This is a genomic window from Granulicella tundricola MP5ACTX9 (assembly GCF_000178975.2).
In the GTDB taxonomy this organism is placed as follows: Bacteria; Acidobacteriota; Terriglobia; order Terriglobales; family Acidobacteriaceae; genus Edaphobacter; species Edaphobacter tundricola.
In genome coordinates this window covers 836609-849876 of the sequence record NC_015064.1, presented here as the reverse complement: position 1 = coordinate 849876, position 13268 = coordinate 836609, and the positions used below count along the sequence as shown (strand labels likewise).

General features: G+C 62.6%; 8 protein-coding genes. All 8 read right to left on the bottom strand.

Translation table 11 applies throughout. From position 1 onward, the window contains the following. Positions 1-80: 80 nt before the first annotated feature. The 8 genes from ACIX9_RS03510 to ACIX9_RS03475 all read right to left on the bottom strand — a co-directional run bounded on the left by ACIX9_RS03510 (position 81) and on the right by ACIX9_RS03475 (position 13127). The gene (locus tag ACIX9_RS03510; protein WP_013579098.1) at positions 81-1142 is read right to left on the bottom strand and encodes a type III polyketide synthase; all 1062 of its coding nucleotides are present in this window, start codon (positions 1140-1142) and stop codon (positions 81-83) included. A 116-nt stretch (positions 1143-1258) separates the two neighbouring features. Then, positions 1259-3922: a M1 family metallopeptidase gene (locus ACIX9_RS03505; protein ID WP_013579097.1), complete on the bottom strand. Its 2664-nt coding sequence runs from the start codon at positions 3920-3922 to the stop codon at positions 1259-1261. A 69-nt stretch (positions 3923-3991) separates the two neighbouring features. Next, positions 3992-5572, bottom strand: coding sequence for a hybrid sensor histidine kinase/response regulator (locus ACIX9_RS03500; RefSeq protein WP_013579096.1), 1581 nt, complete (start codon positions 5570-5572; stop codon positions 3992-3994). Then, positions 5554-5979, bottom strand: coding sequence for a response regulator (locus tag ACIX9_RS03495; protein WP_013579095.1), 426 nt, complete (start codon positions 5977-5979; stop codon positions 5554-5556). Before ACIX9_RS03495 ends, ACIX9_RS03500 begins: the two co-directional genes overlap by 19 nt. A 5-nt stretch (positions 5980-5984) precedes the next feature. Continuing rightward, positions 5985-7430 carry a sensor histidine kinase gene (locus ACIX9_RS03490; protein ID WP_013579094.1) on the bottom strand — a complete coding sequence of 482 codons (1446 nt, stop codon included), beginning with the start codon at positions 7428-7430 and terminating at the stop codon, positions 5985-5987. Positions 7431-7447: 17 nt separating this feature from the next. Continuing rightward, positions 7448-8767, bottom strand: a complete 1320-nt coding sequence (locus tag ACIX9_RS03485; protein ID WP_013579093.1) for a TolC family protein — start codon at positions 8765-8767, stop codon at positions 7448-7450. Continuing rightward, entirely contained in the window at positions 8767-11904 is a 3138-nt protein-coding gene (locus ACIX9_RS03480; protein ID WP_013579092.1) for an efflux RND transporter permease subunit, read from the bottom strand. Before ACIX9_RS03480 ends, ACIX9_RS03485 begins: the two co-directional genes overlap by 1 nt. Then, positions 11904-13127 carry an efflux RND transporter periplasmic adaptor subunit gene (locus tag ACIX9_RS03475; protein WP_013579091.1) on the bottom strand — a complete coding sequence of 408 codons (1224 nt, stop codon included), beginning with the start codon at positions 13125-13127 and terminating at the stop codon, positions 11904-11906. Before ACIX9_RS03475 ends, ACIX9_RS03480 begins: the two co-directional genes overlap by 1 nt. Between the last annotated feature and the right edge of the window lie 141 nt (positions 13128-13268).

Sequence of the window (13268 nt, the reverse complement as noted above, 5' to 3'; positions counted from 1 at the left end):
TTGCTGCCGCAAACGATACCCCACCCTGCCGCGATAGGACCGCGTCGAGGATGGGGCACCCGATGTGTCTTAGGGTCTAGCTACCACTGGAGGAGGATGAGTTCGAGGCAGAAGGCGGGGCCCATGGCGGCGAGGATGGAGTAGGTGCCGGGTGCGCCGGGGTGGTTGGTGAGGGTGTCTTCGAGGACGCAGAGGACGGAGGCGGCGCTGAGGTTGCCGACCTCACGGAGGGACTTCCAGCTCAGGGCGAGGGCTTCCGGTGGGAGGGTGAGGGCTTTCTCCGCAGCTTCCAGGACCTTGGGGCCGCCGGAGTGGAAGATCCAGGAGGTGATGTCTGATTGCGTGAGGGATTGCGAGGTGAGGAAGGTGTCTACGTCGCCTTTGAGGTTTTCGAGCACGACCTTGGGTACATCGGGCGAGAGGACGATGCGGAAGCCTGTGTCTCGGATGTCCCAGCCCATGACGTGCTCGGTGTGGCGATAGAAGGTGCTGCGGGTTGCCAGGATTTTTGGGCCGGCGGTGGGTCCAGGGAGCTTTACGTTGTCGCCTGCTATGACGACTGCTGCGCAGCCATCGCCGAAGAGGCCGGTGGAGATCAGGTTGGCGACGGACTGGTCGTCGTCCTGCCAGGTGAGGGAGCAGAGCTCGACCGAGAGGAGAAGGGCGATCTGGTCCGGGAAGGCGCGGACGTAGTCTGACGCGCGTGCGATGCCGGCGGCTCCGGCGACGCAGCCCAGGCCGAAGATGGGTGTGCGCTTGACGTGCGTGGGGAACGGCATGCGGTTGATGAGGCGGGCGTCTATCGTTGGGGACGCGATGCCGGTGACGGAGGCGAAGAAGATGGCGGAGACGTCGGCTGCGGTGAGGCCGATGGGTGCGAGGGCGCGGGTGATGGCTTGCTCGCCGAGATCGACGGCGGCAGTGATCCATGCGCCGTTGGTCGCGCCGAAGCCGACCAGGGATGGGTAGGCTTCGAGCGGGAGGACGGTGTATCGATGCTCTACGCCGCAGTTGAGGTGGAAGCGGGTGAGAAGACGAGGTTCCGGAAGCTTGTCGCGCCAGCGTTCTACGAGGGCTTCTGCGATTTCGGCTTGTGTATAGCGATGAGGCGGGAACGAGGTGCCGACTGAAGCGATCTGCATGGAATCCTTTGTGGTGCGGGGGCCTGCGAACTCCAGTTTAGATGCGGGATTCCGGTGCGTACGGTGTAGCTGCGAGGGTGTGACAAGGAAATGACATTCGCGGGATGAAAGATGGTTTAGTCGGGGAACTTCTGGCGGATGAGAACTGTGCGGTCTAGCTCGTCGGAGAGTTCGAGGACTTTGAGGCGGAGGTCAGGGTCGATGTCCTTGCGGGTGAGCCAGGCGTGGAAGATCTGCTGGGCCTCCGGGCTATGCTGACCGCCGATGAAGGAGCCGAGCCATGCGCCGAGGAAGAAGATCTTGCGATTGCGCTTGATGTCCGGCAGGGCGTCCAGGGCTCGGGTGAGATAAGGCTCGGTGAGCGGTGTCTGGTTCCAGGAGTTGAAACGGCCGAGGGACTGGGTGAGCCAGTCTTCTTGCACGGCGGGCGGGCCGCCGGGTTGGGAGGACGTTCGGAGGTAGTCTGCGAAGTATTGTTGCTTGGTGGCTTCGGTGGGGGTGGCGGCTTGCTGAGCGTAGGCGTACTTCTGGCCTTCGCCGGATTGATCGCGTTGTTTCTCTGCGGCTAAAAGGGCTGGGGCTTCGGGGTCGTTCTGCTGGATGAGCGTGCCGATGAGGTTCCAGCGGTCCAGCGGCTTGAGGGGCATGCCTTCGATCGTAAGCTTACCGGAGAGGAGGTCTTTGATTTGGGCAAGGGCTGTGGGGGTTTGGGCGATGCTGGTGAAGGTGCGGTAGTTGACGATGCGCAGGCCGAGGGTGGGGGCGTGGATCATCCGGTCGGCGGTGACGGATTCTGCTTGCGGGGCTAGAGCTTCCCTTCCCTTGTCCGACAGGTACGCGTGCATGGCTGCGGAGATGCGGCCACCGAGGATGCGGGCTATGCTCTCATCCTGCTCGGTGGGGAGATCTTTGAGGGCTAGCTCTGCGTATGCGCGAGGGGAGGCCTGAGCGGTGTGGACTTGGTCCCAGAGGGCACCCCAGAGTTGGGACTTGAGGAGGGGATCGGTGGGGGTGGTGCTTAGAGCGATGAGCGAGGCGGTGACGGCCTTTTCGCTGATGGGATCAAGGAGGAAGCGGCCGTAGGCTTGATCGCCGTAGTTGGCGAAGATGGAGGTCGGGCATGCTGCATGGTTGCTTATTACATTGATGGCGGGCCGGTTCCAATCTACCCGGATCGGCTCCATCTCATAGACAGGAAGATCAAAAGGCTTTGCCGATGCGGGCTTTGCGGGGAAGCTGAGGAATATCTGGTTTGAGATGGGCCAAACAGCATCCGTCTCGAGTACGTCATGCTGCATGAGATGGATGTTTCCGAGACGATCTCCTCTGCAGGAGAACTCAACCGTGACCTCTGGCATGCCGCGCTGGAGTATCCACGCGCTTGCCCAAGCCTGCACATCGCTCTTACCGGTGGCTTGAAAGGCGCCGATGAGGTCTGCCCATTGGGCGTTGGCATAGGCATGTTGCTTGAGGTAGAGGCGGAGGCCGTCGCGGAAGTTCTGATCGCCGAGGAAGTAGTCGAGCTGCTTCAGGACGGCTGGGGCCTTCTGGTAGACGATGGCTCCGTAGGCGCTTTTGGCATCCTTGAGGTTGGGGATGTTCTGGTAGATGGGGGTGGTGCCCTGGGTCTCGTCGATGGCGTAGGCGAGGGGTTTGATCTCTTCGTAGAAGTGCTTCCAGGGGTTGGTGTCCGGTTTGAGTTGGGCCATGGCTTTATAGGCCATGTACTGGGCAAAGCCTTCCTTGAGCCATAGGTCGTCGAACCAGCGCATGGTGACGAGATCGCCGAACCACTGGTGGGTGGTTTCGTGGAGGACGAGGATGTCGCGGCGGAAGTAGTCGGATGCGGTGGGCGCGGTGCGGAAGAGGACGCCGTCCTCATTGAGGAAGGTGTCACCAGCGTGCTCCATGCCGCCGAAGGGGAAGCCGGGGATGAGGACGAGATCGTACTTGGGAAAGGGGAAGGGCTGGGCGAAGTAGTCGGAGAGATAGGCTACGCCGCGGGCGGTGATCTGCTGGACCTGCGGGGCTTCGGCCTTAGCCCGGGTGAGTTGGGACTTGCGGACGTAGATCGTGGGCTCGCCTGGGTTTCCTTGGATCGCTTCAAACGGCCCGGCGGCAAAGGCGAAGAGATAGGTGCTGATGGGACGGGTCTCAGGGAAGATGGACTGTGCGGAGTCGCCGCGTGCGGTCTTGCTGGTGGCGGCTGTATTGCCGATGACGGTCCAGTCCGTGGGCGCGGAGATGTCAAGGGTGAAGCGGGCTTTGAGGTCGGGCTGGTCAAAGCACGGGAAGGCCATGCTGGCGTCCATGGGGACGAAGAGGGTGTAGAGGTACTCGGTCTTGTCGTCGCGGTCTGTGTAACGGGTGATGGCCTTGCCGGCTGCGGCGATGTTGCTTTGGAAGGCGATGGTGAGGGTGTTCTGGTCTTTGTGGAGGGCGGCGGCGGGAAGGATGATGTGGCCGTTGACGAGTTGCGTGGGGATGGTTGTTCCGTTGAGGGAGGCGGAGGTCAGGGTGCCGTCGCGGTAGTCGAGCGGGAGGTCTCCGGTGCCGGTGTCCGTGAAGGTGAGGGTCTCGTGGGCTTGAGTGACCTCCGCGTGCGGATGGAGCTCATAGCTGAGCTTGTAGTGGAGATCGGACAGACGAGCGGCGCGGGCGGAGGCCAGTGCACGAGAGATGCCGGCTTCGGGCAAACTCTGCGCTGCAAGCGGTGACGAGATGGCAAGCAGGGCCAGCAGCAAGCGTGATGCACGGAAGACAGGACTGCCTGCGAACATTCGTACTCCTCAAATCAGCTTGGACTGCCTGATGGAGTGATCGTAAATGAAGTGGGCTGGGGGGACGCTTCAGTTCTTGACGGGGACGTCTGCGAGTTCGGCTTCGGCGAGCTCGCTGGGGATGAAGAGGGAGAAGACGGTGCCGCCGGGGCAGCCTTCACGGCGCTCCCGGCTGCGGGCGCGGAGGGTGCCCTTGTGCTTGTCGATGATCTCCCGCGAGACCCAGAGGCCGAGGCCGGTGCCGGTGATGCCCTTGGTGGAGAAGAAGGGTTCAAAGATGCGGTTGAGCGTGGCCTGGCTCATGCCGGTGCCATCGTCCGCGACTGAGATGCGGATGCCGGTGCGGCCGGTCTTCCAATCGCGCGAGAGGCCGGTGCGGAGGGTGATGACGCCGCCATTGGGCAGCGCGTCAATGGCGTTGCCGACGAGGTTGGCGAGGACCTGGCGGATCTCTCCGTCATGCGCGAAGATGGGGGGAATTTCTCCGAACTTACGAACCAGGGTGATGCGCTGGCGGTTCATGCGCGAACCGAGCAGGGCGGCTACGGTCTCGATGAGATCGTGCAGGTTGGTATCGGCAGCGTGGGTGGAGCGGCGATAGAAACGCAGGGTCTGGACGGTGATCTGGGCGACGCGATCGAGCTCATCCTGGGCCAGTGCGAGATAGGTGCGGGCATCGGGCGGGAGCTCGGTCTTGCCGACGAGGTAGAGGCAGTTGGTGATGGCCTCCAGCGGATTGTTGATCTCGTGCGCGATGGAGGCAGCGAGGCGGCCGGCAACCGCGAGCTTCTCCGTGCGGCGGAGTACCTCCTCCGACTTCTTCTGGAGCGTGAGATCGGCGATGAAGGCGGCGATCTGGCGGTCCGCGGGCGCGGCTTCAGGATTGAGCAGGGCAACGCCGAGGAGGACCTCAATCTGAGTACCGTTCGCGGTGACGCAGGCGGTCTCAAAGGGCGCGGCGGCGAAGCTGTTCGTATTGCCGAGGTCCTCATTGTAGGCTGCGCGGAGGGTGGGGCAGATGGAGTCAAGGGTGATATCGCCGGAGAGCATGGAGCCGTTGGAGTAGCCGAGAAGGCGCTCCACTGCGCCGTTGGCGTAGACGATGCGGTCGGTCGCGTCGCCGATGAGGAGGCCGAGGGGCATGGCTTCCACGAGGCGATGAAAACGGGCCTGGCTGGCCTCAAGGGCTTCTTCCGCCTGAACCTTCTTGCGGCGGGCGGAGGCCTCGCGGAGCTCTCTGTCCAGGATGGGGACGAGGCGTGCGAGGTTCTGCTTGGTGACGTAGTCCTGTGCGCCGGCGCGCATGGATTCCACCGCCGTCTCCTCCGAGATGGCTCCAGACATCATGATGAAGGGGATATCCGCGCCGGAGGACTTGATGAGCTGCAGCGCGGCAGGCCCGCTGAATTTGGGCAGGTTGTAGTCCGCGATGATGATGTCGGGAACGTTTGGAGGATCGAGGGCGCGGAGCATCTCCGACGCCGTTTCTACACGGGTGAGATCGAGCGAGAAGCCATTGCGGCGGAGATGACGCTCCAGCAGGAAGGCATCATCCGGATTATCCTCAACCAGCAGGACGCGCAGGTGCCCCGGCCTTGAGCCTGAGTTGGAGTCCGCGATCGTCTCTGGATCTAGCTTTTGGGGGGGCATTCGTTGAGGACCAGCCAGTACATTCCGAGCTGACGGGTGGCCTCCGCGAAGTCGTCGAAGCTGACCGGCTTGCGGATGTAGCTGTTGACGCCGAGCTGGTAGCTGCGGACCACGTCACGCTCTTCGTCGGACGAGGTCAGGACGACGACGGGCAGCATCTTGGTGGAGTCGCTTTCACGGATGCGGCGGAGGACCTCAAGGCCATCGACCTTGGGGAGCTTGAGATCGAGCAGGATCACCTGAGGCTTGACCGGCTCAGCGCCGAAGAGCAGATTGATGGCCTCTTCGCCATCGCGGGCGACCTTGACCTCATTGGCGATGTTCGACTTTTTGAGCGCGCGGATGGTCAGGAGTTCGTGGTCGGGGTCATCTTCGACCAGGAGAATGAGTTTTGTTGCCTCTGCCATGCTGGTTATCCTAACGTAAAGAAGAAGGTCGCGCCATGATCCACAGCACTGTCCGCCCAGATGCGGCCGTGATGGCGGCGCACGACGCGGGCGACGGTGGCGAGGCCGATTCCGGAGCCCTTGAAGTCCTTATCGCCATGCAGCCGGTTGAAGGCGTTGAAGAGCTTGTCCGCGTAGTACATATCAAATCCTGCGCCGTTGTCGCGGACAAAATAGGCCTTCTGGCCTTCATCCCATCCGAACTGGACGCTGGGGTGTTCCACTTTAGAACTGAACTTGACCGCGTTCCCCAGCAGATTCTCAAGCGCCACCTGGAGGAGTTTTGGGTCGGCGTCAGCGGTCAGGCCGTCCTGAACCGTGAAGAGGACGCCGTGGCCGGAGACCTTCTGGGCGAGGTCGGCTTCCTGAATGTCAGCGACGATGCTGCGTGCGATGGCGGAGACATTGACGTCCTCACGGGAGATCTCGGCGCGGGTGATGCGGGAGAGCTGAAGCAGGGCGTCGATCAACTGGCCCATGCGCTGGACGCCGGAGCGGACACGGCGGATGTAGTCGCGGCCGGTGGCGTCGACCTCATTGGCGTAGTCCTCTTCAAGCGCGAGGGAGAAGCCGTCGATGGTGCGGAGCGGGGAGCGCAGATCGTGGGAGACGGAGTAGCTGAAGGCTTCCAGCTCTCTGTTGGTGCTTTCGAGCTCTGCGGTGCGCTGGCGAACGCGCTCCTCCAGCGTAGCGTTGAGCTGGCGGATCTCCTCGGCGCGGGCTTCGGTCTCGGCGTGGGCGATCGCGAGACGGTCCGCGGCTTCTTCGGTCGCGATACGCAGACTGCGTTCGTGGGCGAAGTAGCGGAACATCAGGACGATGAGCAGCATGTCCAGACCGCTGGCCAAGGCTATGCTGAAGAGGGCTCGGTGGCTGGAGGAGGTGGCAGTGGCGGTGCGGATGACCAGCAGGCGCTGCTCCTCCTGCTCCATCTGATCTGCGATGGCGCGGAGGTGATCCATCTGGATGCGGCCGGTCCCGTTCTGGATGAAGGCATGGGTGGATTCGACATCGTTCGCGCGCCGGAGTTCGATCACCTCAGCCAAAGTGGCCATGCGCTGCTCAAGGACGGCCTGCATCTCCGTGATGCGAGCCTGCTGAGATGGATTGTCGCCCGTGAGGGAGCTGAAGGTCTTTAGCTCCTGCGGCAGCTCCACCTGGGCGGAGTTGTAGAACTCCAGGTTCTGCTCTTTGCCGGTGATTACGAAGCCGCGGGCACCGCTCTCCGCGTCCTTGGCTGAGCCCATGATGCGCTCCACCTGGTTGATGACCTGCCAGGTGTGCTGGACCCAGTACTCGCTCTGCAGCAACTCTTTGACGGAGACGAAGGCAAACCGTGCGTTCAGAGCCACGATCAGGATGGCGACCGAGAGCAGGATGACGGTGACTTTACGATTGGCCTGACGCTTCATGTTGGATGATTGTACGGCTAGGGTATGAGCTCTGTTGCCGAGGCCGCGCTCAATTGGTGGATGGCCATCCAGGTTTGGGAATAGGCGTTGAGTGCGTCGGAGGTGCTGGATCGTGCGTCGCGGAGGGCGTCGAGGTAGTCGATGAGGGCGAGGCCGCCGTGATCGTAGGCGAAGCGCGCGATGCCGAGGACGTCGATGGACTCATCCAGATAATGCTGGCCGAAGCGGTCTGAGAGCGCCTTGGCTCGGGTGTAACCGACCCATGCCTGATCGACGTCGGAGGTGACCTGGTTGCGGGCGGCGATGCTGGTGAAACGGGTGGACTCTGCCTGCAGGCGAGCCGTCTCCTTGTTGCCCTGATTGCGATCGAAGAAGCGTAGCGGGATGTTCACGTTAAAGCCGAAGGAGTTGTAGCTGCCGGAGCGGTCGTACTCGCCTTCCAGCGTGGGGTCCGTGGTGCCGTTGGCGATGGCGAGGCGGGCGTTGGCCTCAGCCGCGACGATGCCGGCGCGGGCGGCGGCGTAGTCCGGGCGGCGGGTGAGTGCGGCCTGGGTGAGCTCGGCCTGGGTCTGGGTGAGGATGGGCGGGATGATGTCGCCGGTGACATCGAAGTCAGGACTGGAGGTCTGGGAGCCGAGGAGGGTCTGGAGCTGGTATGAGGATTGCAACAGGGTGATCTCGGCGTTGGCCTGGTCCGACTCGAAGGAGCCGAGTTGCAGGTCGAGGCGCTCGAAGTCGAGCTTGCCGATGTCTCCCGCCTTGTAACGGTCGTTGGCGATCTCAACCTCATGGCGATAGTCGGCGAGATTGGCGTTCGAGAGCTCGAGTGCTTCCTTGGCGATGAGCATCTTCGTAAACGCCTGCTTCACCTGGAGGATGGTCTGGCGGGCGGTGTCCTCAAGCTGGGCTGCGGTCTGGACCGTGGTGGCACGGGCGTCTTCCAGGCGATACTCGCGCTTGTTGCCACGCTCAAAGAGGCGTGTGACCTGGACAGCGTAGGACGGGGGATTGCCTTCCGAGCCATCGTTGGGAAGGGTGACGGTTGTGCCGTTGACGCCGAGGGTTGGGTTGACGCGAACGCCTGCCTGGATCTCCTGGGCGCGGACGGCGCGGAGGTTGGCCTCTGCCGCGAGAAGCGTGGGGTTCCTGGCGCGGGCTTGCTCGACGACCTGCTGGAGGGTGAGTGCGCCGGGTTTGGAGGCGGGCGGCTTGCGTGGGTCGGCAGCGGGTGCGGCTGAGGCGGCGTAGGCAGCGGCTGGCGATTGCGGAGCCTGGGCATGGGCCTGGGCAGCTTGCGCGAGTGTTGCGAGGGCCAACGTGAGGACGAGAGATTTCATCAGGCTTCGAACTCCTCATCGCGAATGGGGAGGACGTCGGTGTCGCGTGCGATCCAGACGTAGAGGGTGGGGAGCAGGAAGACGCTGATCAGCAACGCTCCCACCAGGCCGCCAACGATTACGATGGCGAACGGCCGTTGGGAGTCTGAGCCGATGCCGTGTGAGAGTGCCGCGGGCAGCAGGCCAAGTGTGGCGACCAGCATCGTCATGAGGATGGGACGGAGGCGAAGCACCGCGCCCTCAATGGCGGCGCTTTCAACGGAGTGACCGGCGACGCGCATCTGGTTGATGTACTCCAGCATGATGATGCCGGTCTGAACGGAGACGCCGAAGAGCGCGAGAAAGCCGACGCCGGACGAGACCGAGAAGTGGGTGCGTGTGACCAGCAGCGCAAGCAGGCCGCCGATGGGGGCCATCGCAAGATTGCAGAGGATCAGCGCGGCCCATTTGAAGGAGCCGAACATGCTGTACAGGATCATGAAGATGAGGCCGAGCGTGATGGGCAGCACGATGAGCAGGCGGCGAGAGCTGCGCTTCTGGCTTTCATACTCGCCGGCCCAGTCTGTCTTGTAGCCGGGCGGCAGCGGTACTTGCTTGGAGACCTTATCGATGGCCTCCTGCACGGTGGAGCCGAGATCGCGGTTACGCACCGAATACTTGATGGCCACGTAACGCTGGCCGTTCTCACGTGTGATCTCCTCTGCGCCGTCCTCGGTCTTGAGCTTGGTGACCTGGGCGAGGGAGACTCGCTCCCCTGACGGCGAGACGAGACGGATGTTCTCAATGGACTCCGGCGTGGCGCGGAACTGCGGGTTATAACGCACCGTCACGTCGTAGCGAGCTTCGCCATCGAGCACCTGTGTCACGGCGTTGCCGCCCACGGCCGACTCGATCGCATCCTGGATATCGGCGACGTTGATACCGAAGCGTGCGGCTGCATCGCGGTCCACGACGAAGTTGAGGTTGGGCTGGCCGATGACGCGGAAGAGACCAAGGTCCTGCACGCCGCGGATGGTCGACATGACGTTGACGATGGCGTCGCCCTTCTGTTCCAGAGTCTTGAGATCGTCGCCGTATATCTTCACGGCAAGCTCTCCCTTGACGCCGCTGACGGCCTCTTCCACGTTGTCCGAGATGGGCTGCGAGAAGTTCCAGATGACGCCGGGGATAACGTCAAGCTGACGATTGATGGCAGAGATCAGCTCTTCCTTGTTCTCCTTGAAGACGGGACGCCAGTCCTGCTTCTGCTTCAGGTCGACGTAGTACTCCGTGTTGAAGAAGCCGGTGGTGTCTGTTCCGTCGTCGGGCCGGCCGATCTGGCTGACCACCTGCTTGACCTCCGGGAACGAGGCCAGGATGATGCGGGCGCGGTTGGCTACGGCGAGGCTTTCCGTCGGGCCGGTAGACGGCGCGAGCGTGCCTCGGACCCAGATGGCACCTTCATCCAGATGTGGCAAAAACTCAGAGCCGATGACGCCGGTGGTGACCATCAGGATGGAGGTCAGGAGCGCAAGACCGGCGACCGAGAAGGTGATGGCGCGATGCTCGATGGCGAAGGTGGCTGCGTGGCGGTAACGATTCGTCAGCCAGCGCAGGATCGGATTCTCCCACTCCGTGGCTCCGTTGCGGAAGAGGAAGCTGGCAAGCACCGGTGCCAGCAGCATGGAGAAGATCAGTGCGCCGAGGAGCGCGAAGGCGACCGTCCAGCTCATCGGCTTGAACAGGCGTCCTTCCACCGACTGCAGCGTAAAGATGGGCAGGTACGCGGTAATGATAATGCCGATGGCATAGAAGACGGGCCGCTGGACCTCATGCGCGGCCTCGCGGATCTGCTCGGTGACCGTCATGTCTTTCTTGCGGCTGTGCGAGAGGTGGCGGACGATGTTTTCAATCATCACGACTGCACCATCGACCACCATGCCGAAGTCCAGCGCGCCCAGGGAGAGCAGGTTTGCGGGGATGTGGCGGAGATCGAGACAGATGGACGCGAAGAGCAGCGCAAACGGAATGGTGAGGGCGACGATGAGCGCACCGCGTAGGTTGCCGAGGAAGACGAACAGGATCACCACGACGAGGACGATGCCCTCGGTCAGGTTATGCATGACCGTGTGGGTGGTGAGTTCGAGCAGGTTGGAGCGATCCAGGAAGGCGACGACCTTCACGCCCTTGGGGAGGACGCGCTCGTTCAACTCTTTGACCTTGGCGTGAATGGCCTCGAGCGTCTCGTCAGAGTTGGCACCCTTCTGCAGCAGGAGGACGCCTTCGATGGCATCGCTATTATCAGCCAGCTTGCCGTCCACGCGGCGGATGGTCTTGCCGATCTGGCCGAGACGGATCTTGGGCCCCTGCACCACAGTGGCGATGTCCGAGACCTTCAGCGCCGTGCCGTTCTGCGCCTTGAGGACGGTGTTGCCGATGTCATGCGTGGAGGTGAAGAGGCCAATCTCACGCACGTTGATCTGCTGTGCGCCCTGCTCGATGAAGCTGCCACCGGCGTTGACGTTATTGGCTGCAATCTGCTGCTTGACCTGCGAGATGGAGAGGCCGTACGAGACCAGCTTCTCTGGATCGAGAATGACCTGGTACTCGCGCGTGATGCCGCCGAAGCTTGAGACGTCTACAACACCCGGGACGGAGCGGAAGTTCTTCTCGAGCGTCCAGTCCTCCAGGCTCTTCAGCGCCATGGTGTCGTACTTGGGGTCGGAGCTTTCAAGGGTGTACCAGAAGATCTGGCCGACCGGGCTCCAGTCCGTGCCGATCTGCGGCTGCAGGCCTGTGGGCAGCGTGACCTGCGAGAGGCGCTCCAGAACCTTCTCGCGATTCCAATCGTTCTCGCTGTCGTCGTCAAAGACCATCGTCACGCTGGACAGGCCGGCCAGCGATGCAGAGCGCAGATGCGACATGTGCGGGATGCCGGCGAAGGCGATCTCGAGCGGCACCGTGACCTGCTGCTCCACCTCTTCCGACGCGCGGCCGGGCCACTGCGTGATCACCGTGACGTAGTTATTGGCGACGTCCGGATAAGCCTCAACCGGGAGATTGTGAAAGGAGATGGCGCCCCAACCAAAGAGGAAGAAGGCCATCACCAGAATCAGAAAACGGTTGTTGAGCGCAAAGTCTACAAGCTTGCGGATCATTACTGCGCCGCCGTGTTCTGGAGTTCGAGCGCGTTGCCCACGACCTGCTGCCCGGCTGCGAGACCGTTCAAAACCTCAATGTAGTTTGCCGTGGAATCACCTGGAAGCGAGCCGCCCGACTTGATCTCCTGGCGGCGAAAGTCACCTGCACTGCCCGCAGGCACGAAGACGTAGTCCCGGTCATGCAGATGAAGGATGGCGTTGGCGGGGACCGCAACCGTCTGCTTGGGGGTCGCGCCCTTCAACGTGGCCGTGGCGAACATGCCGATGCGCAGGAGGTTATCCGGGTTCTGCACCTGGATGCGCACCTTGGCAGTGCGGATGGAGGGATCGAGGATCGCGCCGATGTCCGAGATCGTGCCGGTGCGGACCTTTCCGGGGAAGGCGTTGAGCGTGATCTGGGCTGCCTCGCCCAGGCGAACGTTGGGCAGGTCATTCTCATACACATCACAGACCACCCATACATGCGAAAGATCTGCGATGGTCAACGAGCCGGCCGCGCCTGCGAAGGTGATTCCAGCCGCGCCGGCAGTGGTCGTGTTCTGGCTGACGACGACGCCCGTGATGGGCGCGTAGACCTTGACGAGTTCGCTGGGATGATTCTTGTCGACGCCCAGGATATGCAACTGCTGCTCTGTGGCTGTCAGTGCGGACTGCGAATCTTCCTCCCCATTTTGAGCGACCTCAAGCTGACTCTGCGCGATGGCCCCCTTGTCATAGAGGAGCTTGTCGCGGGTGAGCGTGGTCTGCGTGAGGTGCTCGTCCGAGACCGCCTTGAGATAGTTTCCGAAGGCCGTGGTCACATCCGGCGACTGCACCTCCATCACAAGCTGCCCCTTCTTGACGTAGTCCCCGAGCCCGACATGCAAGGCCACAACGCGGCCGTTTGCGATCGAAAGTACCGGCAGCTCACGCGAGACATCCGGCTGCACCGCGCCCGTCACGTTGAGCGTGGAGAAGACAGTGCGGGAGGTTGTGGTGACGAGCGGAAACTGATTTGCCTGATCGACGTGAACCACGTTCGCCTGGCCGGCAGGGACGACCTGCGGCACGCTGGGCGGGGCCTCGGCGGCCTGCTTGTTCGTCTCCTGCTGGTGGCAGCCTGCGAGCGTGAGCATCCCAAGGCTGAGGGTGATTGCGTGGGTCAGGTTTGCACGACGCATCGCCGGTAAGACCTTCCCAGCGATGCTGCCCGTGTCCGCTTCTCGCTGCTCAATCGACATGCTGTGCTGGCTCCCTGGACGCTCCAGCTTCAGGAGTCGTATCTGCAATGAATGTGCTGTAACTGAAAACACCGTTGATCGTTTTACGTTGCGGAGCCTTGATGAGTTTCGAGCGCCGGACGATCGCAGGCAAGCCCACTC